The sequence below is a fragment of the Faecalibacterium sp. OF04-11AC genome, from assembly GCF_003460645.1.
Taxonomy (GTDB): Bacteria; Bacillota; Clostridia; order Oscillospirales; family Ruminococcaceae; genus Faecalibacterium; species Faecalibacterium prausnitzii_I.
Map to the genome: position 1 here is coordinate 17,317 of NZ_QTVP01000013.1, position 25,528 is coordinate 42,844.

Annotated in this window: 24 protein-coding genes, 3 pseudogenes, 1 riboswitch and 1 other annotated feature; of the genes and pseudogenes, 18 read left to right on the plus strand and 9 right to left on the minus strand. The window is 59.4% G+C overall.

Annotated features, from left to right (window positions below):
• Position 1 precedes the first annotated feature (1 nt).
• Both efp and DXA70_RS07950 read left to right on the plus strand, forming a co-directional pair.
• On the plus strand, positions 2–559 hold the full coding sequence (gene efp, locus DXA70_RS07945) for an elongation factor P (protein ID WP_022257704.1): 558 nt from the start codon (positions 2–4) through the stop codon (positions 557–559).
• Positions 560–646: 87 nt separating this feature from the next.
• A complete protein-coding gene (locus DXA70_RS07950) occupies positions 647–1,252 on the plus strand; it encodes a CD1247 N-terminal domain-containing protein (protein ID WP_181567161.1) in 606 nt (201 codons plus the stop codon).
• 107 nt (positions 1,253–1,359) lie between these two features.
• Here the strand turns inward: DXA70_RS07950 and argS are convergent, their stop codons facing one another.
• The 4 genes from argS to DXA70_RS07970 all read right to left on the minus strand — a co-directional run bounded on the left by argS (position 1,360) and on the right by DXA70_RS07970 (position 5,701).
• Positions 1,360–3,174 carry an arginine--tRNA ligase gene (gene argS, locus DXA70_RS07955; protein ID WP_128118150.1) on the minus strand — a complete coding sequence of 605 codons (1,815 nt, stop codon included), beginning with the start codon at positions 3,172–3,174 and terminating at the stop codon, positions 1,360–1,362.
• 129 nt (positions 3,175–3,303) lie between these two features.
• A complete protein-coding gene (locus DXA70_RS07960; protein WP_128118151.1) occupies positions 3,304–3,771 on the minus strand; it encodes a DUF1934 domain-containing protein in 468 nt (155 codons plus the stop codon).
• Positions 3,772–3,789: 18 nt separating this feature from the next.
• Complete coding sequence (murI, locus tag DXA70_RS07965) at positions 3,790–4,614, minus strand: glutamate racemase (protein WP_128118152.1); 825 nt, start codon at positions 4,612–4,614, stop codon at positions 3,790–3,792.
• A complete protein-coding gene (locus tag DXA70_RS07970) occupies positions 4,607–5,701 on the minus strand; it encodes a D-alanine--D-alanine ligase family protein (RefSeq protein ID WP_128118153.1) in 1,095 nt (364 codons plus the stop codon). The genes murI and DXA70_RS07970 overlap by 8 nt, the downstream gene beginning before the upstream one ends.
• Positions 5,702–6,019: 318 nt before the next feature.
• Between DXA70_RS07970 and rpmG the strand changes: the two genes are divergently transcribed.
• From rpmG to DXA70_RS14410, 10 genes and pseudogenes are all read left to right on the plus strand, one after another.
• Positions 6,020–6,169 carry a 50S ribosomal protein L33 gene (gene rpmG / locus DXA70_RS07975; RefSeq protein WP_005920501.1) on the plus strand — a complete coding sequence of 50 codons (150 nt, stop codon included), beginning with the start codon at positions 6,020–6,022 and terminating at the stop codon, positions 6,167–6,169.
• A 17-nt stretch (positions 6,170–6,186) separates the two neighbouring features.
• On the plus strand, positions 6,187–6,438 hold the full coding sequence (secE, locus tag DXA70_RS07980) for a preprotein translocase subunit SecE (RefSeq protein WP_022257698.1): 252 nt from the start codon (positions 6,187–6,189) through the stop codon (positions 6,436–6,438).
• A gap of 28 nt (positions 6,439–6,466) precedes the next feature.
• Positions 6,467–6,997 carry a transcription termination/antitermination protein NusG gene (gene nusG, locus DXA70_RS07985; protein ID WP_022257697.1) on the plus strand — a complete coding sequence of 177 codons (531 nt, stop codon included), beginning with the start codon at positions 6,467–6,469 and terminating at the stop codon, positions 6,995–6,997.
• 134 nt (positions 6,998–7,131) lie between these two features.
• The gene (gene rplK, locus DXA70_RS07990; RefSeq protein ID WP_015563688.1) at positions 7,132–7,557 is read left to right on the plus strand and encodes a 50S ribosomal protein L11; all 426 of its coding nucleotides are present in this window, start codon (positions 7,132–7,134) and stop codon (positions 7,555–7,557) included.
• A 67-nt stretch (positions 7,558–7,624) separates the two neighbouring features.
• Positions 7,625–8,317, plus strand: a complete 693-nt coding sequence (rplA, locus tag DXA70_RS07995) for a 50S ribosomal protein L1 (RefSeq protein WP_112115119.1) — start codon at positions 7,625–7,627, stop codon at positions 8,315–8,317.
• A gap of 67 nt (positions 8,318–8,384) precedes the next feature.
• Positions 8,385–8,526 (plus strand) — a sequence feature (ribosomal protein L10 leader region).
• Between the two features lie 44 nt (positions 8,527–8,570).
• The gene (rplJ, locus tag DXA70_RS08000) at positions 8,571–9,086 is read left to right on the plus strand and encodes a 50S ribosomal protein L10 (protein WP_097792643.1); all 516 of its coding nucleotides are present in this window, start codon (positions 8,571–8,573) and stop codon (positions 9,084–9,086) included.
• Between the two features lie 73 nt (positions 9,087–9,159).
• On the plus strand, positions 9,160–9,534 hold the full coding sequence (gene rplL / locus DXA70_RS08005; protein WP_128118154.1) for a 50S ribosomal protein L7/L12: 375 nt from the start codon (positions 9,160–9,162) through the stop codon (positions 9,532–9,534).
• Between the two features lie 138 nt (positions 9,535–9,672).
• A riboswitch (ZMP/ZTP riboswitch) is annotated at positions 9,673–9,759 on the plus strand.
• A 48-nt stretch (positions 9,760–9,807) separates the two neighbouring features.
• Positions 9,808–11,468 (plus strand): annotated as a pseudogene (locus tag DXA70_RS08010) (formate--tetrahydrofolate ligase).
• A gap of 526 nt (positions 11,469–11,994) precedes the next feature.
• The gene (locus tag DXA70_RS14405) at positions 11,995–12,465 is read left to right on the plus strand and encodes a hypothetical protein (protein WP_243001234.1); all 471 of its coding nucleotides are present in this window, start codon (positions 11,995–11,997) and stop codon (positions 12,463–12,465) included.
• A gap of 56 nt (positions 12,466–12,521) precedes the next feature.
• Positions 12,522–12,743 (plus strand): hypothetical protein, encoded by a 222-nt coding sequence (locus DXA70_RS14410; protein ID WP_243001235.1) that lies wholly within the window; start codon positions 12,522–12,524, stop codon positions 12,741–12,743.
• A 42-nt stretch (positions 12,744–12,785) separates the two neighbouring features.
• On the opposite strand, the gene DXA70_RS08020 is transcribed toward DXA70_RS14410, so the two are convergent.
• A complete protein-coding gene (locus tag DXA70_RS08020) occupies positions 12,786–13,823 on the minus strand; it encodes a SpoIID/LytB domain-containing protein (RefSeq protein WP_128118155.1) in 1,038 nt (345 codons plus the stop codon).
• Positions 13,824–14,009: 186 nt separating this feature from the next.
• Here DXA70_RS08020 and DXA70_RS08025 point away from each other — a divergent pair, with 186 nt between their 5' ends.
• The 5 genes and pseudogenes from DXA70_RS08025 (at position 14,010) to gpmI (ending at position 20,045) form a co-directional block, all read left to right on the plus strand.
• The gene (locus DXA70_RS08025; RefSeq protein ID WP_128118156.1) at positions 14,010–14,816 is read left to right on the plus strand and encodes a hypothetical protein; all 807 of its coding nucleotides are present in this window, start codon (positions 14,010–14,012) and stop codon (positions 14,814–14,816) included.
• 173 nt (positions 14,817–14,989) lie between these two features.
• Positions 14,990–16,024: a type I glyceraldehyde-3-phosphate dehydrogenase gene (gap, locus tag DXA70_RS08030; RefSeq protein ID WP_128118157.1), complete on the plus strand. Its 1,035-nt coding sequence runs from the start codon at positions 14,990–14,992 to the stop codon at positions 16,022–16,024.
• 309 nt (positions 16,025–16,333) lie between these two features.
• A pseudogene (locus tag DXA70_RS08035) lies at positions 16,334–17,541 on the plus strand (phosphoglycerate kinase).
• Positions 17,542–17,644: 103 nt separating this feature from the next.
• Positions 17,645–18,415, plus strand: a complete 771-nt coding sequence (tpiA, locus tag DXA70_RS08040; RefSeq protein ID WP_022256064.1) for a triose-phosphate isomerase — start codon at positions 17,645–17,647, stop codon at positions 18,413–18,415.
• A 103-nt stretch (positions 18,416–18,518) separates the two neighbouring features.
• Positions 18,519–20,045 (plus strand): 2,3-bisphosphoglycerate-independent phosphoglycerate mutase, encoded by a 1,527-nt coding sequence (gene gpmI / locus DXA70_RS08045; RefSeq protein WP_112115142.1) that lies wholly within the window; start codon positions 18,519–18,521, stop codon positions 20,043–20,045.
• A 95-nt stretch (positions 20,046–20,140) separates the two neighbouring features.
• On the opposite strand, the gene DXA70_RS14415 is transcribed toward gpmI, so the two are convergent.
• The 4 genes and pseudogenes from DXA70_RS14415 to mtaB all read right to left on the minus strand — a co-directional run bounded on the left by DXA70_RS14415 (position 20,141) and on the right by mtaB (position 24,048).
• Positions 20,141–20,338, minus strand: a complete 198-nt coding sequence (locus tag DXA70_RS14415) for a hypothetical protein (RefSeq protein ID WP_243001236.1) — start codon at positions 20,336–20,338, stop codon at positions 20,141–20,143.
• Positions 20,339–20,349: 11 nt separating this feature from the next.
• Positions 20,350–20,619 (minus strand): hypothetical protein, encoded by a 270-nt coding sequence (locus DXA70_RS14420; protein WP_243001237.1) that lies wholly within the window; start codon positions 20,617–20,619, stop codon positions 20,350–20,352.
• Positions 20,620–20,863: 244 nt separating this feature from the next.
• Positions 20,864–22,416, minus strand: a pseudogene (locus tag DXA70_RS08055) (4Fe-4S dicluster domain-containing protein).
• Between the two features lie 336 nt (positions 22,417–22,752).
• A complete protein-coding gene (mtaB, locus tag DXA70_RS08060; protein WP_128118158.1) occupies positions 22,753–24,048 on the minus strand; it encodes a tRNA (N(6)-L-threonylcarbamoyladenosine(37)-C(2))-methylthiotransferase MtaB in 1,296 nt (431 codons plus the stop codon).
• A gap of 143 nt (positions 24,049–24,191) precedes the next feature.
• Between mtaB and DXA70_RS08065 the strand changes: the two genes are divergently transcribed.
• Positions 24,192–25,439 (plus strand): D-alanyl-D-alanine carboxypeptidase family protein, encoded by a 1,248-nt coding sequence (locus tag DXA70_RS08065; RefSeq protein WP_128118159.1) that lies wholly within the window; start codon positions 24,192–24,194, stop codon positions 25,437–25,439.
• Positions 25,440–25,528 lie beyond the last annotated feature (89 nt).

Genomic DNA, 25,528 nt, shown 5'->3' on the forward strand with positions numbered 1-25,528 from the left:
TATGATTTCTGCAGGCGAGTTTCGCAATGGCGTGACCTTTGAGCAGGACGGCCAGGTTCTTCAGGTCGTTGAGTTCCAGCACGTGAAACCCGGCAAGGGCGCAGCCTTTGTTCGCACCAAGACCAAAAACGTGATCACCGGTTCTGTGGTTGAGACCAGCTACAACCCGACCGCTAAGTTCCCTCAGGCGTTCATCGAGCGCAAGGACGTCACCTACAGCTACGAGGATGGCGATCTGTACCACTTCATGGACAACGAGACTTACGATGACATCCCCGTCAACGCAAGCGATGTGCCCGAGAACTTCAAGTTCTGCAAAGAGAACGAGCTGTGCAAGCTGCTGAGCTACAAGGGCAAGGTCTTCAGCGTTGAGATCCCCAACTTCATCGAGCTGGAAGTCACCCAGACCGAGCCGGGTGTCAAGGGCAACACTGCGACCAACACCCTGAAGCCCGCTACCGTCGAGACCGGTGCTGAGATCCGCGTCCCCCTGTTCATCAACGAGGGCGACCACATCCGCATCGATACCCGCACCGGCGAGTATATGGAGCGCGTCTGATTTTTTTGACCGATAAGACCGGGCAGCGGGCAACCGTGTGCCCGGTTTTTTGTTAGAGGTTTCTTTTACAATAGGGAGGGCATTCTGATGAAAGAAAAAGCTGCATACCTGAAAGGCCTGATCGACGGTCTTGGCATCGACGAGACCACCAAAGAGGGCAAGGTCATCAAGGCCATGAGCGAGCTGCTGGGCGAGCTGGCAGAGGCTGTGGATGCCATTGATGAGGATGTGACCCACGCCTACGATCAGATCAATGACCTGAGCGAGGAGCTGGAAGACCTGGAAGCAGACCTCTACGAGGACGATGACACCGACGACGATGACGAGGAGCCCGAAGAGGACGCCGAGGATGCTGAGGACAGCGGCGACGATGACGACAACGCCGATGTGGCAGGGGAGCCCTACTATGAGGTCGCCTGCCCGGCCTGCGGCAACACGGTTTATGTGAGCGAGGATGACCTCGACGCGGGCGAAGCCATCTGCCCCAGCTGCAACGTTGCCTTTGAGGTGGCGCTGGCCGATGAGGACGATGATGAAGCCCCCGAGGAGCCCGACGACGGCCCCGCGCGATACGAAGTAACCTGCCCGGCCTGCGGTGCTACCTCCGTGGTGGACGAGGAAGCCCTGCTGGACGGCGAGCCTGTCTGCCCGGCCTGCGGCAAACCGCTGGACTTTGAGGTCACCGAGGAGTAAACGCCCCGCTGAAAAATCAAAAACACGGAAAGCCCCCGGCACTGCATCCCGTATTGGGAGAGTGCCGGGGGCTTTTCTGGTTTTATGGGAACGCGCGCGGAGCGGGCTTACATCTTCTCCGGGACGTTGATCTTGAACATGGTGAGCACGTTGAAGATGACGTTCTTGACACCGATGCAGAGGGCCAAGCGGGCCTGCTGGACAGCGGGGTCAGCGCCCTGAATGCGGCAGTTGCCGTAGAAGCGGTGGAACGCGCTGGCCAGGTCGATGACAAAGCGGTTGATGCGGCTGGGATCGTACTTCTCGGCAGCCATGACGATCTCTTGAGGGAACGCGGCCAGCATCCGGATCAGATCCATCTCGCTTGGTTCGGTCAGCAGGGTGGCGTCGATCTTGTCAGCACCGGCAAAGGCCACGCCCTCGCTCTCCATCTTCTTGAGGATGGAGCAGATGCGGGCGTGAGCGTACTGGACGTAGTAGACCGGGTTGTCGTTATCGGTCTTGACGGCCTGATCCAGGTCAAAGTCGATGCCGCTTCCGGCGTCATGCATATTGAACAGGAAGCGCGCGCTGTCGATGGGCACTTCCTCCAGCAGGTCGGTCAGGGTGATAGCGTTGCCCGTGCGCTTGGACATACGGACCGGCTGACCGTCCCGCATCAGGTTGACCATCTGCATCAGGACCACGTCCAGATCATTGCCGTTCAGGCCGATGGCGTCCATAGCGCCTTTCATGCGGGCCACATGGCCGTGGTGGTCAGCGCCCCAGACGTCGATGGCCTTGGCAAAGCCGCGGGTGGCCAGCTTGTTGTAGTGGTAGGCGATATCGGCGGCAAAGTAGGTGGGGATGCCATTGGCGCGGACGAGGACCTCGTCCTTGGCCTCCTCTTCGGTGCCGTCGTCGGTCTTCTTCTTGTTGACGGTACCGTACTTGGCAGCGTACTGAGCGCTGCGGTACAGGATGGCACCATCTTCCGCCTTGTAGCAGGCACCCAGCTCCAGCAGCTTGTCCACCACGGCCATGACCGCGCCGGACTCGTGCAGGGTGCTCTCGTGGAACCAGACATCGTAGTCAATGCGGTACTTGCCCAGGTCGCGTTTGAGGGCGGCAATGTTCTTGGGCAGGGCGTAGGCCACCAGAGCGTCTTTCAGGGCTGCAAAGGCCTCACTCTCAAACAGAGCTTCCTCGTCCATGCCCTGGCAGGCGGCAACGTACTTGTCGCCGTTGATCTCAGCAAACTCACCGGCCAGCACCTTGATGTCGCCGCCCTGATAGCACTCAGCGGGCAGGGGATAAGCCTCCTCGCCGCAATACTTCTGCAGGTAGCGGACCGCCAGGCTCTTGCCGAACTTCTGGATCTGGTTGCCGGCGTCGTTGATGTAGAACTCACGGGTCACATCGTAGCCGGACCAGTCCAGCACGGCGGCCAGGCAGTCTCCCAGAGCGCCGCCGCGGGCGTTGCCCATGTGCATGGGGCCGGTGGGGTTGGCAGAGACGAACTCCACGTTGTACTTAGCACCCTTGCCGTGGTCGGTGCGGCCATACTCCTTGTTGGCGCAGGCACCCGTCACGACACCGGCCCAGAACGACGGAGCCAGGAACAGATTGATGAAGCCGGGACCGGCCACTTCCACCTTAGCGAACACGCCGCCCTCCAGAGCAGGCAGGTGGGCCAGAAGGGCGTCCGCGATCATCTTGGGTGCCTTGCGCCAAGTGCGGGCACCGGCCATGGCCAGGTTGGAGGCGATATCGCCGTTCTTGACATCAGCGGGGATCTCCACGATGAATGCGGGCAGCTCTGCCTCGGGCAGGGTGCCATCGGCCATAGCGGCCTTGGCGGCAGCCGTCAGCAGGGCACGGGCCTCGTCCAGCGCTGCCTGCCGGGGGTTGTAGTTCTGGTAGGTCTTTTCAAAATCAGTCATTTGTCAGATGTCCTTTCCGTTTGAACGCAGGGCCCACATGTTTTGGGAGCCGCAGGCGAAACAATAAAACTGGCCCGACATGCCAAGGGCTCTCCGGACAGGAGAGCTGGCGCGTCAGCGCCTGAGAGGTTAATTCACATGTTGTACGGTCATTTCCAGCGTGTTGCGGCTGACAAGGCGGGCGTCGTCGGCGTCCAGCAGGTAGCTGAACACGGCGCTGCCGCCTTTCTCGGTGAGATTGCAGTCGATGCCGTCCCCGGTGACGCCCAGCGTCAGGGAGCCGACTTCGGTCTCGTAGTGGCAGAGGTTGCGCCGCTCCCGCTCAATGAGCAGCTGGCTGTTGGCACGGCCAAACCGGAGCAGAGCCACCCGGCTGCCGTCCTCGGCGATCTTGATGGTGGTGGTGCAGCCCTCAAAGCCAATGGTCTGGGTCTCTTTGTAGGTGATATAAAAGCTCTCGCCTTTTTTAACCAGGCTGCCCCGGGTCATCAGCTCGATATGGTCCCGGTCTTCCTCTTTGGTGTTGCCCTCGCTGTCAAACTGGTCGATATAGCTTTTGATGCGGATGATATAGTTTTCGTTTGTCGCTTTGCTCACAGTTTTTGCTGTCCTTTATCAATACTTGTCAATGGCAATCTGGTCAATGGGGCCGCCTTTGTACTCGCCCAGGAAGAGGTCTGCCGTCTGGGCAAAGCTGTCCGGCACATCGCTGACGAAGAAATGCGCCTGCCCGGTGGGGTGGTCGCCCCGCAGGCCCCGCTCGGCCAGCATTTGCTCCAGACGGTGGGCAGCGGTCTTGGCCGGGTCGATCAGCACCACGTCCCTGCCCATGAACTCGCCGATCATGGTCTTGAGCAGGGGGTAGTGGGTGCAGCCCAGGATCAGGGTGTCCACGCCGGCATCCCGGATCTCGGTCAGGTACTGGGCAATGACCAGTTTGGTGATCTGCTGTTTGTCCGGGGCGCTGTGGTCCACATAACCGGCCTCCACCAGCGGCACGAACAGCGGGCAGGGCCGGGCTGTGATCTCGGCCCCAGGAACCAGCTGGCGCAGCAGCTTTTCATAGCTGCGGGAGCGGATGGTGGCGGCGGTGCCGATGATGCCGATGCGGCGGTTGCGGGTGGCAAAGGCGGCCTCCCGGGCGGCGGCATCCACCACGCCCAGATAAGGCACGGGCAGCTGGGCCGCCTCGGCGGCGGGGTAAGTGCTGGACACTGTGCCGCAGGCCGCCATGATGCACTTGACATCTTTGGAGAGCAGGAACGCGATGTCCTGCCGGGTATACTGGAGGATGATCTCCGGGCTGCGGCTTCCGTAGGGGACACGACCGGTATCACCAAAATAGATGATGTCCTCATGGGGGAGGCGTTTGCGCAGCTCCCGCACGCCGGTCAGGCCGCCCAGGCCGCTGTCGAACACGCCGATGGGGCGATTATCCATGCTGCTTTTCCGTCCTTTCCAGCGCCAGCGCGATGAGATGATCGATGAGGGCGGGGATGGGGGTGCCCTCGTGTTCCATCAGCTTGGGATACATGCTGATGGGGGTGAAGCCGGGCAGGGTGTTGATCTCGTTGATGAGGACGCGGCCCGTGCCGTGCTCCACAAAGAAATCGCAGCGGGCCAGGCCCTCGCAGCCCAGGGCCGTGTAGGCCATGGCGGCGTAGGTCTTTACCTCGTCCAGTTTCTCTTCGGGGAGGTTGGCCGGGATGACCACCTGACTGACGCCGTTCTTGTACTTGTCATCGTAGGTGTAGAACTCAGCACCGGCCAGGATCTCGCCCGGGCGGGTGGCCACGGCGGGGTCGGAGCCGATGACGGCACACTCCACCTCATGGCCGTCCACAAAGGCCTCGAACACGACCTTGCGGTCATTGGCGAGGGCCAGCTGGATGGCTTCTTTCAGCTGCTCGCGGTTGGTGGCTTTGGTAATGCCCACGCTGGAACCCGCGTTGGCGGGCTTGACGAAGATGGGCCAGCCCAGCTTTGCAATGACGCCGTCGCAGACGCCCTCGGGGTCGGACTCGATCTCCCAGCGGGTGGCGGAGAGCCACTTGGTGTGGGGGATGCTGTTGGCGTCGAACAGGGCGTTGGCCACTGCCTTATCCATGCAGACCGCACTGGCCAGCACGCCGCAGCCCACATAGGGGATGCCGGCCAGCTCCAGCAGGCCCTGCACGGTGCCGTCCTCGCCCCACAGGCCGTGGAGCACCGGGATGACGACATCGACGTGGATCTTTTCCACCTGGCCTTCCGGGGTGAACAGGATCATCCCGTGGTCGGCGCGGTCCGGGCTGAGCACACAGGGCATGTTGGAGCCAAGCTCCTCCCAGCTGCCGTCGGCCATCTGGGCCGAGCTGGCCTCGGTGTAGAGCCAGCGGCCCTCTTTGGTGATGCCGATGGTCATGAGCTCATAGCGGGTGCGGTCGATGTGATCCACGAACGTGCCGGCGGAGACGCGGCTGACCTCGTGCTCACTGGACATCCCGCCAAACAGGACGACAACGCACAGTTTATCTTCAGATTGCATAATGAATCTCTCCTAAATCAGGCAGGCAGAAGCTGCACTGCCGCAGTTTCGTGCTATATTAGAGGTATAGACGTGTTTATTATACAATATATACGCGCGGGATGCAAGCGGAAGACCCGCGCCGGGCAGTGCGGAAAACAGCACGGAGTCAAAAACCAAAAAACTTGAAAAAACGCAAAAATTCTTCTTGACGAATGGAAAATTGCGTGATACAATGATATCACCTCTTTTGCGGGGTTATTAAGTGCGCCTGTTTTGCAGACGCTCCCGCAAGCCGAGGGAGGTTCAGAACAACCGTTATAATGGAGGTGTCAACAAATGACCGTTAAAATCACTCTGGCCTGCACCGAGTGCAAGCAGCGCAACTACAACACCACGAAGAACAAGAAGAACAACCCCGATCGTCTCGAGATGAAGAAGTACTGCCGCTTCTGCAAGAAGCACACCGTTCATCGCGAAACCAAGTAAGAAAGGCGGACAACATCATGGCAGACAAAACCGAGAAAAAGCCGGGCTTTGTGGCCAGAATGAAGGCCGCCGTGAAGAATTTCTGCAACGGTGTTGTGAAATTCTTCCGCGACACGAAGAGCGAGCTGAAAAAGGTCGTGTGGCCGTCTAAGGCGGACGTCAAGACCAACACCATCGTGGTGCTCGTGACTGTGGCGATCGCCGCCGTAGTGATGATCGCGCTGGATGCCATCTTTGGCGGCGTCCTGGGCCTGATCATCGGCGCCTGAATCATCTTGAAACGGAGGGTCAACCAAAATGGAAGAACAGTCCAATGAGGCTCTTTGGTATGTTGTGCATACCTATTCCGGCTACGAGAACAAGGTAGCCACGGACTTACAGACCATGGTGGAAAACCGCCGCCTGCAGGATCTGATCTGCGACATCAAGGTCCCGACCGAGATGGTCCCGGAGATCAAGGACGGCAAGGAGCGTATGGTGGAGCACAAGCTGTTCCCCGGCTACGTTCTGGTCAAGATGGTCATGAACGACGATACCTGGTATGTGGTGCGCAACACGCGCGGCTGCACCGGCTTCGTCGGCCCTGCATCCAAGCCTGTTCCCCTGACCGCTGAGGAAGTGGAGAAGATGGGCGTGGAGAAGGCAGCACCGCTCACCGTCGATTTCAAAGTTGGCGACACGGTGCAGATCACCGCTGGCCCCCTGGAAGGCTTTATGGGCCTTGTGGAGGGCATCGATACCGAGAGCTTCAAAGTCAAGCTCAAGGTCAACATGTTTGGCCGCGAGACGCCCGCGGAAGTGGACATCGCGCAGGTCGAGCTGCCGTAACCAACCGGCAGACCGTTTACCAAGGTAAGACCGCAGTGCGGTTCTTATAGAGCATACACATGGGGTGCGTGCTCGTGGGAGGCGCGGAAACACCGCGCCGCAACTCACCACAGATTTTTGGAGGTGCATTTATCATGGCACAGAAAGTTACTGGCTACATTAAGCTGCAGATCGAGGCCGGCAAGGCGACTCCGGCTCCCCCGGTTGGCCCTGCTCTGGGTCAGAAGGGCGTCAACATCATGGCGTTCACCAAGGAGTTCAATGAGCGTACCAAGAACCAGATGGGTTATGTGATCCCCGTCGTCATCACTGTCTACGCTGACCGCTCCTTCAGCTTCATCACCAAGACTCCTCCGGCAGCCGTTCTGATCAAGAAGGCCGCTGGCATCAACACCGCTTCCGGCAAGCCCAACAAGGAAAAGGTTGCTACTCTGACCGCCGCTCAGGTGGAAGAGATCGCAAAGACCAAGATGCCTGACCTGAATGCTGCTTCTCTGGAAGCTGCATGCAGCATGGTCCGTGGCACCTGCCGCAGCATGGGCGTCGTCGTCGAGGGCTGATTGACCTGAGACTCAAACAGTGGGAGGGCATAAAAACTGCCCGCATGACCACATAGGAGGATATACAATGAAACATGGCAAGCACTATGTCGATGCTGCTAAGCAGGTCGATTTTACCAAACTGTACGACATGAACGAGGCTCTGGAGCTGGCTTGCAAGACCGCTTCCGCCAAGTTCGACGAGACCGTTGAGCTGCACGTCCGCCTGGGCGTTGACGGCCGCCATGCTGACCAGCAGGTCCGTGGCGCTGTCGTTCTGCCCAACGGCACCGGCAAGACCGTCCGCGTCTGCGCCATTGCGAAGGGCGCTGCTGCCGCTGCTGCTGAGGCAGCCGGTGCTGATATCGTTGGTGATGACGAGCTGATCGCCCGCATCGCTGGCGGCTTCATGGATTTTGACGTCGTTGTCACCACCCCCGACATGATGGGCCGCGTTGGCCGTCTTGGTAAGGTCCTGGGCCCCCGCGGCCTGATGCCCAACCCCAAGGCAGGCACCGTTGCTCCTGACCTGGGCAAGGCTGTCAGCGAGGCTAAGGCTGGTAAGATCGAGTACCGCCTGGACAAGCAGAACATCATCCATGTCCCCGTGGGCAAGGCTTCTTTCGGTGCAGAGAAGCTGTACACCAACCTGGATACCGTTATGAGCGCTATTGCTAAGGCAAAGCCTGCCGCAGCAAAGGGCACTTATTTCAAGAGCGCTACCATCGCCACCACCATGGGCCCTGGCATCCGTCTCAACACCCTGAAGTACGGTGTCTAATTTGAAATCATTGCAGGTTGCTGCAAGAAATTTCAAAAAAGTACTTGACAACACCGCGTGTTTGCGGTAAAATAATCATGCTGTTTTTGAGACAGCAGGTGCTGGAGTGCCAGCGTAAGGCTATGCCGCCTGCCGAGAAACGCGCGTAACGTTGTTTTATGCCTCTTTCTCGGACCAGTGTGCGGGAAAGAGGCTTTTTTCGTTGCAAATGCTCCGGCTTTCGATACAAGTTTTTGAAACGAGGTGAAACCGAATGCCCAGTGCAAAGATTCTTTCTGAGAAGCAGGCTTATGTCGCTGATCTGAAGGCAAAGTTTGAGAGTGCGGTTTCCGGCTGCGTCGTCGCTTACGGCGGCATTAACGTCGAGAACGACACCAAGCTCCGTAAGGAGCTGCGTGAGGCAGGCGTCGATTACATGGTCGTGAAGAACACCATGCTGCGTCTGGCTGTCAAGGGTACCTCCCTGGAGGGCCTGGCTGAGCAGTTTAAGGGCGATACCGCTATCGCTTTTGCTCACGAGGAAGATCCTATGTCCGCTGCCCGCATCCTGTGCAAGTATCAGGATGGTGATAAGTCCAAGAAGTTCGTCGTTAAGGCAGGCTTCATGGAGGGCAAGGTCATGGACGCTGCCGAGACCAACGCTATCGCAAAGCTGCCCAACCGCGAAGGCATGCTGTCCATGTTTGCAGGCGCCCTCACCAGCACTCTGTCTGGTCTGGCTGTTGCAATGCAGGCTTATGCCGACAAGCAGGAGGAGCCCGCTGCCTAATGTTGGCTGCGTGACCGCTGCTTAAAACAAAGAAATCAACAAACAAAACCATTTATATTGGAGGGTTATTACCATGGCTTCTGAGAAGATTACTGCCATCATCGACTCCGTCAAGGAGCTGTCCGTTCTGGAGCTGAAAGAGCTGATCGACACCTACTGCGAGGAGTTCGGTGTTTCTGCTGTTGCTGCTGCTGCTCCCGCTGCTGCTGGTGCTGCTGCTTCCGCTGAGGAAGAGAAGACCGAGTTCGACGTCATCCTGGCTGAGGCTGGCGCTACCAAGATGCAGGTCATCAAGCTGGTCAAGGAGATCACCGGCCTGGGCCTGAAGGAAGCTAAGGCTATCGTTGACGGCGCTCCCAAGGCTGTCAAGGAGAAGGCTTCCAAGGCTGAGGCTGAGGACATCAAGAAGAAGCTGGAAGAGGCTGGCGCTAAGGTTGAGATCAAGTAATTTGATCCCCCTGAACGTTTTTTCTTGAATCTCGATTCTTGAAACAAAAGGCACTCTCGCTGTAAGGCGGGGGTGCCTTTTTTGCTGCGGTTCAGGCTTGACAAACCGCACGCGGATGTGTTATCTTGAATACAGAAAAACGGTTTTTCCTGCTGACGGAACGTTGTGGAGCACCACAGTGCAGGAAATGCCGGGAACTTTATGCCGACCGTCTGGGCAGCCTTGCGCAATTGCTGCGCAAAGCTGCCCTTTTTGTTTAAGGAGGAAACGCTGATGAAGTCTGATATCGAGATCGCACAGGAAGCCAAAATGAAGCCCATTGCCGAAGTTGCCGCCTCGCTGGGGCTGGCGGACGAAGATGTCATCCCGTATGGCCGCTATAAGGCCAAGATCAACCACCGCCTCATCCATAAGGCCACTAAGCAGGGCAAGATGATCCTGGTGACGGCCATCAGCCCCACGCCGGCTGGTGAAGGAAAGACCACCACCAGCGTGGGCCTGGCCGACGCCATGAACGCCCTGGGCAAAAAGACCATGCTCTGCCTCCGTGAACCCTCGCTGGGGCCTGTGTTCGGCATCAAGGGCGGCGCGGCCGGCGGCGGTTATGCCCAGGTGGTGCCCATGGAGGACATCAACCTCCACTTTACCGGGGATCTGCACGCCATTGGGACCGCCAACAACCTGCTGGCGGCCATGATCGACAACAGCATCCAGCAGGGCAACCCCTTGAACATTGATCCCCGCCGCATCACCTGGAAGCGCTGCATGGACATGAACGACCGGCAGCTCCGCTTCATCGTGGACGGTCTGGGCGGCAAGGTCAACGGCACCCCCCGCGAGGACGGTTTTGACATCACGGTAGCCAGCGAGGTCATGGCGATCTTCTGCCTGGCTACCAGCATCACGGACCTGAAAGAGCGGCTCTCCAAGATCGTCTGCGCCTATACCTACGATGGTAAGCCTGTCACGGCCGGGGAGATCGGTGCGGCCGGTGCCATGACGGCTTTGCTGAAAGACGCGCTGGACCCGAACCTGGTCCAGACGCTGGAGAACAACCCGGCCATCATCCACGGCGGCCCCTTTGCCAATATCGCCCACGGCTGCAACAGCGTGATGGCCACCAAGCTGAGCCTCTCGCTGGCCGATTACGTCATTACCGAGGCGGGCTTCGGCGCCGATCTGGGCGCTGAGAAGTTCCTGGACATCAAGTGCCGCTATGCTGGTATCGCTCCCAGCGCCTGCGTGCTGGTGGCGACCGTCCGCGCCCTCAAGAGCCATGGCGGCGTGGCAAAGGCCGACCTCAACCAGCCTGACCTCGAAGCAGTTAAGGCCGGTGCCGCCAACCTGGTGCGCCACATTGACAACCTGAAAAACGGTTTTGGCCTGCCCGTGGTCGTTGCCATCAATGCATTCCCGACGGACACCCCGGAAGAGCAGGCCTATGTGGAACAGGTCTGTGCAGAGCAGGGCGTGCCCTGCGTCCTGAGCGAGGTCTTCGCCAAGGGCGGCGAGGGCGGCAAAGCGCTGGCAGAGGCGGTGCTGAACGTGATGGAGGACCGCCCCATCCAGTACACCTACCGCTGGAGATGCCTCTGAAAGATAAGGTCAAGGCCATTGCCACCAAGATCTACCGGGCCGATGGGGTCAACTTCAGTGCGGCTGCCAGCAAGACGCTGGCCGAGCTGACCGAGATGGGCTACGGCAACCTGCCCGTCTGCATCGCCAAGACGCAGTACAGCTTCAGCGACAACGCCAAGCTGCTGGCGGCTCCTACGGGCTTTACCATGGAGGTGCGTGAGGTCCGTCTGGCTGCCGGCGCGGGCTTTGTGGTGGTCATCTGCGGCAATATCATGACCATGCCCGGCCTGCCCAAGAAGCCTGCTGCCGTCAACATTGATGTGGACGCGGACGGCAAGATCAGCGGCCTGTTCTAAGCGCAAAACGACAAAAACTGAAAATTATTTTCAATCAACTCCGGCCTGTTTGCAAAAACCGACCGGAGTTGATTTTATATTGTATAAAAATTTCGACTCGTTTTGTGCAACTTGCTCTTAAAATATGTACAAACCATGGAATAAATGAGAAAAATCCCTTGCAAGTGTTTACAAAAGCGTAACAAGCTGGTATACTTTATGACAGTGATTTTTTCAAAAGCAGGGAGGATGAACGAGACGTGGAAACCGCACCGCACGGTCTGAGAAAGAGGCTGGCAGCCCTTGTGCTGTCGCTGTTGTTACTGGTGACCTGTCTGCCGGGGGCGCTGGCCGTTGACCTGAACGTTGACGCCGGGTTCTACTTCAAGCAGAGCAGGGGCGGCACTTGCACACTGGCTTCGGCCGCGATGATGCTCCGCCGCCGTGCCTATCTGGACGGACTGACCGACTGGATCGATGTGACCGAAAACAGCGTGAAGAGCTCTGCCTGGGCAGGCGGACTCTCCCACAGCTCAATTATAAGGCCATGCAGGTTGGCTACGCCACCCTCCCCTCCAGCAACGCCGAGAAGACACAGGTGCTCATTGAGCTGCTGGCCAAGCACCCCGAGGGAATCGTCCTCTATGATCGCCGCCAGCCCCACGCGGTCCTCCTGACCGACTACACCGACGGTGTGTTCTACTGCTCCGACCCGGCCGGCAGCGTCTCCTCCGGCCGTGTGCCCATCTCCGGCGCGAGCATTTCCATTGCAGGAGCTTCCTGCTATTGGTACATAACCTCCGACCAGAACAGCATCAATACCCAGCCGGACAGCCTCCGGCTGGAGGGCGTCCGGTATCCGGTCAATCTCCGCACGGGCAGCGGCATGAGCGTCAGCGGCACCGTGGCCAGTGCCTCGAACAGCGTGCTGACCGAGGTGGAAGTTGCCATCCTGGATGCCGCGGATCAGACCGTGCAGAGTGCGGAGCCGCTCCCAACGTCTCCAGCTGGTCGCTGAAGAATCTGGACAGCCAGATCAAATTTGGTGAGCTGCCGGAGGGTGCATACACATACATGGTGTTCCTGACCGACTCCAACGGCCAGACCATCTGCTTTATGAGCGATTTCACCGTGTCCAGCGCTGCCACCAGCACCGCTACCTATTGGACGGTGCAGGATCCCTCAGGCTCCAAACTGGGGGAGAATGTGCAGAAAGCGGTCGAGTCGGTCAGCGAGACTGCCTCGGCAGTGGAACAGTCGGCCTGGAGCTGGCTGGATAACCTGTTTGGCGAATAAGAGAATTGACAAAGCCGCTGATGAAAACCAGCGGCTTTGTTTTTACCCACAGAGTGTAGTGCCCGGGAAATAGTGGGCCAGGATGGCGTCATAGGAGAGGCCCTGCTCCGCAAATGCTTTGGCACCCCACTGGCTGAGGCCGACTCCGTGGCCGTAGCCGTGGGTCGTTATGTAGAATTGACCGTTTTCATAACGGATGGTAAAATCGGTGCTTCGCAGGCCCAGCGCTCTGCGGAGGAATGCCCCGGACCGTTCCACACCGCAGACAGACAGCCGCGCGACATAGCCGGAGGCCGTGCGGGTTGGGGAGCTGAACCACTGTTCCGGCGCGGCAGCATCTGGGGTGAGCCCCTGGGCTGCCAGTGCGGCCTGTACTTGCGCGGAGGAGAGGGTCAGGGTGACCTCATAATGATCCGCCTGGAGATCTGTGCTGCTGTCCACGGCGACCAGATAGGGGAGGGAGGAACCCCAGACATTCTCGCTGGCCTCGGTGCGGCCGTTGGAGATGGCAAAGTAGCTCGTCCCAGCCGGGGCACCCTCATAGCAGAGCACCTGGGTCAGGACGCTGTCCACAAGGGCGGAGAGACGGATGTAGTTGGCATCGTAACGGGTGCCCCAGTAGCTGTGGAGGACGGCGTCTGTCAGGTAGCCCTGCCGCCGTGCGGGGTCGGCGGAGAGCCAGGCTCCGTTGGCGGCTGTGGCGTGGTCGCGGCAGTAGAGAACATAGCTGTGGGCCGCAACGGCCTGCGCCTTAAGGGCCTCGTCCGGCCAGCTGAGAGGCATTTCCGCTGCCACCGCGCCGATGAGATAATCCCGCCGCGGCACCTGCTGGACCTCCCCGGTGCTCTGGTCCTCGATGAGGAAGACCTCGGCGTCTCCGGTGAACGCGGCGGTCTCTGGAGAGCCTGTGTCCGTGCCGGGCAGGCTCCCGCCCGGTGCGGGCAGCGCAGAGGAGGCCGGGACTTCCGATGAGGCAGCAGCCTCTCTCAATACCGCCTTTGCCAGCCGGTAGCCGGCCAGCGGCAGAAGACTGCCCAGCACCAACAGCAGGGTGCAGAGCAGCAAAAACGCTTTTTTCATCCCGGAACCTCCCCCTGATACCTTTTATAAAGAGAGTGTACCTGCTCCGGGCAGCAAAAAAGCGCAGAAGCAGGCGGCGCAAGCTTGCTTTTCCGCTGCAAATGCGATATGATGAATACATTGCAAAAACTTCCGTTTCCGGGGATGAATGCCGGAAAACGGTCCGAAATCAAAGGAAGAAACCCGATGAATCTGTTGATTTTGACTTCGATAATCCTGAGCGTAATTCTTGGCGTGGGCCGCATGGTCGATCTGGCCCTGTTTACAGACGCTGAAACCGGGCTGTGTGTGGTGGGCTCCGTCTGGCTGCGGTATGCCGCGCTGGCGGTGGCCATCCTGCTGGCGGTTGCGGCGGGCCGCGCCGCAAAGCCGGAGGCCAGAAAGTTGTGCAGCCCCTGTAAGCCCTCCGGTGTAATGGCGGTACTGGGAGCGGGATTTATGGCGGCGACATTTGTTGCAAAGCTGGCTCTGTGGGACAGCAGTGTGGTGGGCCGGATCATCATGGCGTTCTTGAGCCTTTTCTGCAGCGCATGGTTGCTGGCGCTGGGCCGGAGCTGGATGAGCAAGAGCTGGAAGCGTCCCTCGGATGACCTGACCCATGTAGTGCTGGGCACGGCTGTTTTTTACTGGTGTGTGCTGGCACGCTTCATGGAGAACAGCTCCAGCTGGCACCGGGTGGCCCCCACGGTGGTGGTCTGGCAGATGCTGGCCGCGCTGGTCTTCCTCTCGGTGCTGGGGCGGGCGCTTTCCCTGCCGGACACGGCGGACAGCCGGACGCTCTGCGCCAGCGGCCTGACGGTCTGGGCGCTCTGCCTGTGCTGGGAGCTTCCTCAGCTGCTGGATACTTTGCTGCGGGGCGGTGTACTGGCCCGGCTGCCGGACTTTTTCTTTGGACTGGGGCTGTGCTGCATCGGTGTGCTGGGGGGGATCTGCGCGGTGCGCACTACCCGGACCGAGTCAGGACGGAAGAGTGCTCGGCACTCCGTTGGGTGAAGTGCTGAAAAGATGCCCACACAAACTAGAAAAATCGTACAAAAGTAAAAAAGTGAAAAATCAAGTTGTTAATTTTTTGGCAGGCACTTGAAAGTTGGGCCGTTTTGGTCTAAAATAAAGATACCGTGAATTATCCGATCAATGGGTAAGAACAATTAGGAGGTACGATTAACATGGCTAATGTTAGAGTTGCTATCAATGGTTTTGGTCGTATTGGCCGTCTGGCTTTCCGTCAGATGTTCGATGCTGAGGGCTATGAGGTTGTTGCAATCAACGATCTGACCAGCCCCAAGATGCTGGCTCACCTGCTGAAGTACGATACTGCTCAGGGTTCTTTCTGCGGCAAGATCGGCGAGGGCAAGCACACCGTCGAGGCTACCGAGGACTCCATCATCGTTGACGGCAAGGAGATCAAGATCTACGCCGTTAAGGACGCAAAGGATGCTCCCTGGGGCGAGCTGGACGTCGATGTCGTTCTGGAGTGCACCGGCTTCTACACCAGCAAGGAGAAGAGCATGGCTCACATCCAGGCTGGCGCTAAGAAGGTCGTTATCTCTGCTCCCGCAGGCAACGATCTGAAGACCATCGTCTACTCCGTCAACGAGAAGACCCTGACCAAGGACGACCAGGTCATTTCCGCTGCTTCCTGCACCACCAACTGCCTGGCTCCCATGGCTGACACCCTGAACAAGACCTATCCCATCGTTTCCGGTATCATGACCACTGTTCATGCTTACACCGGCGACCAGATGATCCTGGATGGTCCTCAGCGCAAGGGCGATCTGCGCCGTGCTCGTGCTGGCGCACAGAACATCGTCCCCAACAGCACCGGTGCTGCTAAGGCGATCGGCCTGGTCATCCCCGAGCTGAACGGCAAGCTGATCGGCTCTGCTCAGCGTGTGCCTGTCCCCACCGGTTCTACCACCATCCTGGTTGCCGTTGTCAAGGGCAAGGACGTCACCAAGGAGTCCATCAACGCTGCCATGAAGGCTGCTACCTCTGAGTCCTTTGGCTACAACGAGGATCAGATCGTTTCTTCCGACGTCATCGGTATGCGTTACGGCTCTCTGTTCGATTCTACCCAGACCATGGTCGCTAAGATCGACGACGACACCTATCAGGTTCAGGTCGTGTCTTGGTACGACAACGAGAACTCCTACACCTCTCAGATGGTCCGTACCATTAAGTACTTCGCTGAGAACTGCTAATCGCGTTCTTGCGCTCAAAAGTGCTTGAACTGTAACGCTGATAAAAGCGTTGCAGGGAGATCCGTGAACTTTGGCACCCCGTCTTCTGCATTTTATGCGGGAGACGGGGTGCTTTTTATCGTTCTCCCTGTCAAAATCACCACATTTCAGAGGATGTACCAGAAAAGTTTGTTAATAAATTATCCATCTCCTGTCCTTGCAATGCACATGGTTTTTGTTTATAATAGTAGCGTAGGGTCAATGACCCTGAGAGCGAGCAAAAGAAAATTCGATTCCGAAATGAAAAGAATTTGAGAGGAGTTTATTACCATGGGTTTAGGTAAGAAGACGATCGACGATGAGAATTACTGCGGCAAGAAAGTGCTTGTCCGCTGCGATTTCAACGTTCCGATGAAAGATGGCGTGATCACCAACGAGAACCGCATCAACGCGGCTCTGCCCACCATCCAGAAGCTGATCAACGATGGCGCAAAGGTCATCCTGTGCAGCCACCTGGGCAAACCCAAGAATGGCCCCGAGGCAAAGTTCAGCCTGGCACCCGTTGCTGTGGCTCTGAGCGCAAAGCTGGGCAAGAACGTTGTGTTTGCTGACGACGACACCGTCGTGGGCGAGAACGCAAAGGCTGCTGTGGCTGCCATGAACAACGGCGATGTTGTCCTGCTGCAGAACACCCGTTTCCGCAAGGAAGAGACCAAGAACATGCCTGAGTTCAGCCAGGATCTGGCTTCTCTGGCCGATGCCTATGTGGACGACGCGTTCGGCAGCTGCCACCGTGCACACTGCTCTACCGCAGGTGTCACGGAGTATGTCAAGGATACCGCTGTCGGCTATCTGATGGAGAAAGAGATCAAGTATCTGGGCAACGCGGTCAACGATCCCGAGCGCCCCTTTACCGCGATTCTGGGCGGCGCAAAGGTTGCTGATAAGCTGAACGTCATCTCCAACCTGCTGGAGAAAGTGGACACCCTGATCATCGGCGGCGGCATGGCCTATACCTTTATCAAGGCACAGGGCTATGAGGTCGGCAAGAGCCTGTGCGATGACTCCAAGCTGGACTACTGCAAGGAGATGATGGCAAAGGCAGAGGCCAAGGGCGTCAAGCTGCTGCTGCCCGTGGATGCAGCCTGCATCAAGGACTTCCCCGATCCCATCGACGCACCCGTCGATGTCACCATTGTTCCTGTCACCGCCATCCCGGCTGACATGGAGGGCTGCGACGTCGGCCCCGAGACCATGAAGATCTTCGCAGAGGCTGTCAAGGCTTCCAAGACCGTCGTCTGGAACGGCCCCATGGGCGTGTTCGAGAACCCGACTCTGGCTGCCGGCACTCTGCCGTTGCCAAGGCGATGGCTGAGAGCGACGCTACCACCGTCATTGGCGGCGGCGACAGCGCGGCAGCTGTCCAGCAGATGGGCCTGGGCGACAAGATGACCCACATCTCCACCGGCGGCGGCGCTTCTCTGGAATACCTGGAGGGCAAGGAGCTGCCCGGCATCGCTGTGATCCAGAACGCCTGATTGCAGAGAACGTAACAGCATCATGAGAGGTGCGGCGGCCGTGCGCCGCCGCGCCTTTTTATTTGGGTAAAGAAGAAAAAGTAAATATAAAGGAGATAGAACCATGGATAAGGCAAAGCGTAAGGCAATCATTGCAGGCAACTGGAAGATGAACAAGACCGCCACCGAGGCTGCCAAGCTGGTGGATGAGCTGATCCCCGCCGTCAAGGACGCTAGCTGCGAGGTCGTCATCTGCACTCCGTACACCGATCTGGTCACGGCTGTGGAGAAGACCAAGGGCACCAACATCCATGTGGGCGCAGAGAACGTTCACTTTGAGAAGTCCGGCGCGTTCACCGGCGAGATCAGCGCGGACATGCTGCTGGATCTGGGCGTGGAGTACGTCATCGTGGGCCACTCTGAGCGCCGCCAGTACTTTGCAGAGACGGACCAGACCGTCAACAAGCGCGCGCTGGCTGCTCTGAACGCCGGCCTCAAGGTCATCCTCTGCGTGGGCGAGAGCCTGGAGCAGCGGGAAGAGGGCGTTACCGAGGAGCTGGTCCGGATGCAGACCAAGATCGCTCTGCTGGGTGTCACCGCCGAGCAGATGGCAAATGTCGTCATCGCTTACGAGCCTGTCTGGGCTATCGGCACCGGCAAGACCGCTACCGCGGACCAGGCGGAGGAAGTCTGCGCTCAGATCCGCAAGGTGGTGGGCGAGCTGTATGGCGAGGCAGTCGCCGAGGCTACTACCGTCCAGTACGGCGGCAGCATGAACGCCAAGAACTGCGAGGAGCTGCTGAGCAAGAAAGACGTGGACGGCGGCCTGATCGGCGGCGCGTCCCTCAAGGCTCCGGACTTTGCCGTGATCGTCAACGCAGCCACCAAGGGCTAAGCGCTGACTTTCGCAACCAAAGTTTTCCCAGCGCCCGGCCGCGCCGCGTTTCCAGCGCTGTGCCGGGCGCTTTTTAAGTAAACACAACAAGGAGATAAAACATATGTCCAAGAAACCTGTCCTGCTTTGCATTATGGATGGCTTTGGCTGGACCCCCAACGAGACCTATGGCAACGCCGTGGTCGCAGCCAAAAAGCCCTACCTCGATGCACTGATGGCAAAGTACCCCATGACCACCATTGAAGCTTCCGGCATGGCTGTTGGCCTGCCCGATGGTCAGATGGGCAACTCGGAAGTCGGCCACACCAACATGGGTGCAGGCCGCATCGTGTACCAGCAGCTCACCCTCATCACCAAATCCATCCGGGATGGCGAGATGCTCAAGAACCCGGTCCTGGTCAAGAACATGAAAGCTGCCATTGACGCCGGCAAGGCCATCCACCTGATGGGCCTGGTGGGCACCGGTGGCGTCCACAGCCACGCAGACCACTGGTTCGGCGTGCTGGAAATGGCCAAGCACATGGGTGCCAAGGAGGTCTACCTCCACTGCATCACCGATGGCCGTGACACGGACCCCCACTCTGGCAAGGGCTTCCTGGCCGACCTGCAGGCTAAGCTGGATGAGTTGGGCATCGGCAAGATCGCCAGCGTTTCCGGCCGTTACTACGCCATGGATCGTGACAACAACTGGGACCGCGAAGAAAAGGCTTACGCCGCGTTCGTTTATGGCGAGGGCAACCACGCTGCCAACGCACAGGAGGCCATTGAGGCATCCTATGCCGCGGACAAGACGGATGAGTTCGTTCTGCCCTGCGTCACCTGCGAGGGCGGCCGTGTGCAGGATGGCGACACTGTCATTTTCATGAACTTCCGTCCCGATCGTGCCCGCCAGATGACCCGCATCTTCTGCGACGACGCGTTCACGGGCTTTGAGCGCCGCGGCGGCCGCAAGCAGGTCCACTATGTCTGCATGGCCGAGTATGACGCCACCATGCCCAACTGCGAAGTGGCATATCCTCCTGTGGAGCTCAAGAACGTTCTGGGCGAGTACCTCTCTGCTCATGGCAAGACCCAGCTCCGCATCGCTGAGACTGAGAAGTACGCCCACGTCACCTTCTTCTTCAACGGCGGCGTCGAGGCTCCCTACGAGGGCGAGGATCGCTGTGTCATCCCCAGCCCGAAAGTGGCTACCTACGACCTGAAGCCCGAGATGAGTGCTCCGGAAGTGGCTGCTGAGTGCAAGAAGCGGATCGAGAGCGGCAAGTACGATGTCATCATCCTCAACTTCGCCAACTGCGATATGGTCGGTCACACCGGCGTGTTTGACGCGGCAGTCAAGGCTGTGGAAGCCGTCGATGCTGCTGTCAAGGAAGTCGTTGAAGCTGTCCTGGCTGCCGGCGGCTGCGCGTTCCTGACCGCGGACCATGGCAATGCCGAGAAGATGATGAACCCGGACGGCACTCCGTTCACCGCCCACACCACCAATGTCGTGCCCTTTGTGGCCATCGGCTGCGGCGATGTGAAGCTGCGTGAGGGCGGCTGCCTGGCCGACATCGCACCCACCATGCTGCCCTATATCGGCCTGCCGGTCCCTGCTGAGATGACGGGCAAGAGCATCATCGTGGAGTAAGCTTCCTCTGCAAAACCATAAAAACGCAAACGCCCCGCAGGGCGGTGAGAATTTTCACCAGCCCTGCGGGGCGTTTTGTTGTAGGAAACTGTGTTTTACTTTTCGGCCCAGATGCAGAGCCGCGCGGGAGTGGTGATCTCCCCCAGGAGCTTGACATCCATGTCCAGATTGCAGGTCACGGCCAGCGCTTTTCCGGCGTCATTTCCGGTCAGGACGGAAGCGGGCAGGTTTTTGATGGTGAGCAGTGCGGTGTCATCGTCAAAGCTGCCGCTCAGGGTGCCGTCATAGGTCACATCGCCGATGGTCAGCCCGGACAGCCGTCCGGTGATGTTGATGCGGGAAAGCTTTTCAGAGGGAGCTCCAGCGTATAGGTGCCATTGGCCTGCCGGGTAAGAGTGGCGGCACGGTCCGTGTCGATGCCATCGTTGGCCAGCGAGGTCTGTTCGCCTTTGCTGTCTTTCCAGAACGCCACGCCGACCTCCAAAGGGCCCACGGCACTGGCGCTCAGGGCCAGCAGGCAGAGCAGCAGCCACGAGACCAACACCGCCCCGGTGCGTTTCCAAGCTGTTTTCATGTTATCAACCTTTCTTCCTGCCGCAGCGCGGCACGGGCTGTCACACACGCGGGAAATGGTGCGGGAATGGGTCAGACAGCCCTTTTATACCGCAAAAATAGCATAATCAAGCAAAAAAGTCAATCTGCTTTGGCAGTGTTTCACAAAAACGTTGCACTTTCGACATAGAAAGTAAGAAATGTGGAAAACATGACAGCAAAAAAGCCGCCTCCCGGCAAACGGGAGGCGGCAGAAAGGCAGGTGCTTAGACCTCGAAGTTGGGGTCGTCTTTCAGCATGTGGATGCTGTTCATGAACGGGCTCTTCTCGGGGTCCGCAAACGGAGCTTCCTTGACATACTTGTTCAGCAGGATGGCAGTCTTGGCAGGGTCCGCAATGGTGCCGGCACCGCCGATGCAGCCGCCGGGGCAGCCCATGCCTTCCAGAAGATAGCCGTTGTACTTGCCGGCCTTGGCCAGCATCAGCAGCTTCTTGCACTCGGCCAGGCCCTGAGCCGACGCGATCTTGACTTCCATGTCGGGGTGCCATTCCTTGATCTTGTCGGCAACGGCCTTGGCAACGCCGCCGGACTGAGCAAAGCCGCGGCCGGCACCGGAAGCGTGGACCAGATCGATCTCGTTGGGATCGACTTCCAGTGCAGCCGGGTCGATATCCTTGGCCTCAATGATGCCGGCCAGCTCCTCAAAGGTCAGCACGAAGTCCACGTCGGAGCGGATGGTGCGGCGGGAAGCTTCCAGCTTCTTGGCGGCGCAGGGTCCGATGAAGCACATACGGGCTTCGGGGTCGGCCTGCTTCATCATGCGGGCGGTGAAGACCATGGGGGTCATGGTCATGGAGATGTTTTTGGCCAGGTCGGGGAACGCGGTCTTTGCCATCATGCTCCAGGCCGGGCAGCAGGAGGTTGCCATAAAGTTCAGCTTGCTGGGCACTTCTTCCAGGAAGTCGTGGGCCTCGTCCACCGTGCACAGGTCAGCACCAATGGCGACCTCGACCACGTCGTGGAAGCCGACGGCTTTCAGGCAGCTTTCAGCTTGCCGGTGGAAGCCAGGCCGGGGAACTGGTTGACGAACGCGGGGGCAACCAGCGCATAGATGCGGTCACCGCGGTTGAAGCCCTGGATCAGCTGGTAGATCTGGCCCTTATCGGCAATGGCGCCAAACGGGCAGTTGACCAGGCACTGGCCGCAGGAAACGCACTTGCTGTAATCAATTTCCGCGCGGCCCAGCTCGTCGGAGTGGATGGCACCCATGCCGCAGGCAGCGGCACAGGGGCGCTCGGTTTTGACGATGGCGTTGTAGGGGCAGACGCCGACGCAGCGGCCGCACTTGATGCACTTTTCCTGATCAATGATAGAACGGCCGCTCTCCCAGGTGATGGCTTTCTTGGGGCAGACCTCCATGCAAGGGTGAGCCAGGCAGCCCTGGCACAGGTCGGAGACCTTGACCAGCTTCTCGGGGCAGCGGTTGCAGGCAAACTTGATCACGTTTACCAGCGGGGGATCATAATACTTATCGGCAATGGAAGCGTCCTCCAGACCGGAAACGACGCTGTTGTGCTCGTCCATGCGGCGGGTGGGCAGGCCCATGGCCAGGCGGACGCGCTCCTCAACGATGGCGCGCTCCAGGAAGATGTCCTTGCGCAGCTTGCCTTCCTCACCGGGGATGATGGTGTAAGGGATCTTACGCATCAGGTGGTTGGCGGCTTCGCCCTTGACGTTGGCGTAGGCCATCCGTGCAACCTCGGTAAACACCTGGCGGCGAATCTGGATGACCGTCGTGTTGATTCCTCTAAAACTCATTCCAATCTCTCCTTGTTTTACATACAACAGATCACAGACCCTTTTCGCGGATGGAGAAGTGACGCGCCGCGGCTCTCTGGTACAGAGGCTGGGCACAAAAACGACCGCCATTCTGGTACGGAAAAAACAGCCTGTCTCCGGGTGCATTGGCACGCCCGCCGCTGCAATCGGCAGGCTGCCCCGGAATATCCACTTTTATTGTAGCATAAACGAATTTGGATGAAAAGACCAAAACTCAAAATTCGTTATGATTTTCACGACTGGTGAGGTTTGCATAAAGAACTGGCAAAATTTCTTTGCAATCTGCCAAACCTCAGCCGGAGCGGAAACCGTCGCTCAGACCAGCGCGGCCCGCACCCGCTCTCCGTCGTAAGCGCCCAGTCTGACCCGGACGATCTCGCCGCTGGCATGGCCCGGGGCGGAGACCACTACCGGCACATACAGCCGGGTATAGCCGGTAAAGAGCGTTTCGGAGAGAGGGGTCTCCAGCAGCACGTCATCCTCCATGCCCTCATAGCCCGCCAGCACCTCTTTGCGGATGGCTTCAGCGGCGGCGTTCATGGCGCGGCTGCGCTCCTGTTTGTCCCGTTCGTGAATCTGGCCCGGGAAATCGTAGGCCGGGGTGCCGCTGCGGCGGGAGTAGGGGAAGACATGTACTTTCAAAAATCCGATCTTTTTCAGGAACGCGCGGCTCTCCTCAAAGTCGGCCTCGGTCTCCCCGGGGAAGCCGCAGATGCAGTCGGTGGTAAAGCTGACGGGACGGTCGCCGTAGGCAGAGCGGATATTTTCCACCACTTCCGCGTACTGCTCCGCGGTGTACACCCGGCGCATCCGGCGCAGGGTGGCGGTGCAGCCGCTCTGGAGGCTCAGGTGGAACTGCGGGCAGAGCTTGTCCACCGCGGCCAGCCGGGCGATGTACTCCGGCGTGAGCATGTCGGGGTCCAGGCTGCCCAGACGGATGCGCTCGATGCCCTCCACCTGGGCGCAGTGCTCCACCAGCTCCACCAGGTTCGTCCCGGTGTCCAGGCCGTAGCTGGGCAGGGAGATGGCACTGAGCACCACCTCGCGGTATCCGGCTGCGGCCAGCTGGTGCAGCTCGTTCAGGATGCTCTCCTCGGCACGGCTGCGCACCGGGCCACGGGCACGGGGGATGACGCAGTAGGCGCACTGGCGGTTGCAGCCGTCCTCCACCTTGATAAAGGCGCGGGTGTGGGTCTCAAACCGCTCCACGGGCAGCTCCTCAAACCGCTCGCCCCGGGCGTGGGGCGCAATGGCCACGATCCGCTCATGGCCATCCAGCAGCTTCATGACATTTTCAAGGATGGCTTTCCGGTCGCCGTTGCCGCAGACCAGATCGGCCTCCAGAAACCGGGCGGCCTCCTCGGGGAACGCCTGGGGGTAGCAGCCGGTCAGCACGGTGACGGCACCGGGGTTCTCCCGCTTGGCCCGGCGGAGCCACTTGCGGCTCTTCTGGTCGCCAGAATTGGTCACAGTGCAGCTGTTGACCACAAACACATCGGCCTCTTCCCCCTCCGGGACGATGGTGAACCCGGCGGAGCGGAACATCTGTTCCAGCGCCCCGGTCTCGTTCAGATTGACTTTGCAGCCAAGGGTATAAAAACAAACTCTCATGCGAGGTATCCTTTCCACAGAAAAACAAAATAAACCATCCTATTATAGCAGATTTTTCCCGGCGGGGAAAGAGCATTTGCTGCTCTTTTTTTGCATAGAATGCAATCAGAGCAATCGAAACAGACCGCGGGGGAGGTACGAGAATGGAACGGAGAAATTTTGCGGCGCTGTGCGCGGCGGTGCTCTGCTTCTGGCTGTTTGCGCTGGCCTTTGGCACGGCACAGGGGATGGGGCTGCATCTTGTGGCCCGGCGGGAGGCAAAAACAGCCTCCGCGCAGGCCGTGTGGGTGGAACCTGCCCTCCCGGCGGCAGCGGCTCCGGCACTCTCCCTCAACTGCCGCGCCGCCATCCTGATCGAGCAGGACAGCGGCCGGGTGCTGTACGAGAAAAATGCCGAGGAGAAAATGCCCATCGCGTCGATTACAAAGGTGATGACCCTGCTGCTGACCTTTGAGGCCATCCATGGAGGCAGGCTGACGCTGGATACCCTTGTGCCGGTGAGCGAACACGCCTACCACATGGGCGGCAGCCAGATCTGGCTGGAGCCGGGGGAGCAGTTCACGCTGGATGAGATGCTCCGGGCCATCTGCGTTTCCTCCGCCAATGACGCCGCCGTGGCGGTGGCCGAGCTGGTGGGCGGCAGCGAGCCCGCTTTTGTGGAGCAGATGAACGCCCGGGCGGCCCAGCTGGGGATGGAGCAGACCACGTTCCGCAACGCCTGCGGGCTGGATACGGAGGGCCACCTCTCCACCGCCCGGGATGTGGCCATCATGAGCCGGGAGATTTTGACCCACTGCCCGGAGGTGCTGCATTACTCCGGCATCTGGACGGACAGCCTCCGCAACGGGCAGACCCAGCTCGTCAACACCAACAAGCTGCTCAAGCGGTACAGCGGCATCACCGGGCTCAAGACCGGCACCACCAGCGGGGCAGGGGTCTGCATCTCGGCCAGCGCCACCCGGGATGGGCTCAAGCTCATCGCCGTTATTTTGGGGGCACCCAGCAGCGCCGACCGCTTCAACGCCGCCACGACGCTTCTGGACTACGGTTTTGGGGCCTATGAGGCCGCGCCGCTGCCCGCACTGCCCAGCCAGCCGCTGCAGCTGGCGGTCAAAGGCAGCGCCGAGGAGAGCGTCCCGCTGGATTACAGCGCCCTGCCCGAGACGATCTTATTGGAAAAAGGGGCCGGGGCCGCCCTCCGCGGGGAGCTGACCCTGCCCGAGACCCTGGAAGCCCCGGTGGAACGGGGGCAGGCCGTGGGCAAAGTAAGCGTTTATCAGGGCGAAAACCTGTTGAGTGAGTATGAAGTCCGCGCCGCCGTCGATGCCGCAAAACTGACCCTGCCGGACGCGCTGCACCTGCTGTGGGAGAGCCTGACCGGCGTGTCCTGACCAAAACGGACACAGGACCGCCCAAAAGCGGTTTGTTCACGCAACAAAAGCCTTGTCCGCCTGAACAAAAGATGTAAGAGCATACAAAA

Coding starts and splice junctions, on each gene's coding strand:
- efp (WP_022257704.1), top strand. CDS start 2: ATGATTTCTGCAGGCGAGTTTCGCAATGGCGTGACCTTTGAGCAGGAC.
- DXA70_RS07950 (WP_181567161.1), top strand. CDS start 647: ATGAAAGAAAAAGCTGCATACCTGAAAGGCCTGATCGACGGTCTTGGC.
- argS (WP_128118150.1), bottom strand. CDS start 3,174: ATGACTGATTTTGAAAAGACCTACCAGAACTACAACCCCCGGCAGGCA.
- murI (WP_128118152.1), bottom strand. CDS start 4,614: ATGGATAATCGCCCCATCGGCGTGTTCGACAGCGGCCTGGGCGGCCTG.
- DXA70_RS07970 (WP_128118153.1), bottom strand. CDS start 5,701: ATGCAATCTGAAGATAAACTGTGCGTTGTCGTCCTGTTTGGCGGGATG.
- rpmG (WP_005920501.1), top strand. CDS start 6,020: ATGACCGTTAAAATCACTCTGGCCTGCACCGAGTGCAAGCAGCGCAAC.
- secE (WP_022257698.1), top strand. CDS start 6,187: ATGGCAGACAAAACCGAGAAAAAGCCGGGCTTTGTGGCCAGAATGAAG.
- nusG (WP_022257697.1), top strand. CDS start 6,467: ATGGAAGAACAGTCCAATGAGGCTCTTTGGTATGTTGTGCATACCTAT.
- rplK (WP_015563688.1), top strand. CDS start 7,132: ATGGCACAGAAAGTTACTGGCTACATTAAGCTGCAGATCGAGGCCGGC.
- rplA (WP_112115119.1), top strand. CDS start 7,625: ATGAAACATGGCAAGCACTATGTCGATGCTGCTAAGCAGGTCGATTTT.
- rplJ (WP_097792643.1), top strand. CDS start 8,571: ATGCCCAGTGCAAAGATTCTTTCTGAGAAGCAGGCTTATGTCGCTGAT.
- rplL (WP_128118154.1), top strand. CDS start 9,160: ATGGCTTCTGAGAAGATTACTGCCATCATCGACTCCGTCAAGGAGCTG.
- DXA70_RS14405 (WP_243001234.1), top strand. CDS start 11,995: ATGCAGGTTGGCTACGCCACCCTCCCCTCCAGCAACGCCGAGAAGACA.
- DXA70_RS14410 (WP_243001235.1), top strand. CDS start 12,522: ATGGTGTTCCTGACCGACTCCAACGGCCAGACCATCTGCTTTATGAGC.
- DXA70_RS08020 (WP_128118155.1), bottom strand. CDS start 13,823: ATGAAAAAAGCGTTTTTGCTGCTCTGCACCCTGCTGTTGGTGCTGGGC.
- DXA70_RS08025 (WP_128118156.1), top strand. CDS start 14,010: ATGAATCTGTTGATTTTGACTTCGATAATCCTGAGCGTAATTCTTGGC.
- gap (WP_128118157.1), top strand. CDS start 14,990: ATGGCTAATGTTAGAGTTGCTATCAATGGTTTTGGTCGTATTGGCCGT.
- tpiA (WP_022256064.1), top strand. CDS start 17,645: ATGGATAAGGCAAAGCGTAAGGCAATCATTGCAGGCAACTGGAAGATG.
- gpmI (WP_112115142.1), top strand. CDS start 18,519: ATGTCCAAGAAACCTGTCCTGCTTTGCATTATGGATGGCTTTGGCTGG.
- DXA70_RS14420 (WP_243001237.1), bottom strand. CDS start 20,619: ATGAAAACAGCTTGGAAACGCACCGGGGCGGTGTTGGTCTCGTGGCTG.
- mtaB (WP_128118158.1), bottom strand. CDS start 24,048: ATGAGAGTTTGTTTTTATACCCTTGGCTGCAAAGTCAATCTGAACGAG.
- DXA70_RS08065 (WP_128118159.1), top strand. CDS start 24,192: ATGGAACGGAGAAATTTTGCGGCGCTGTGCGCGGCGGTGCTCTGCTTC.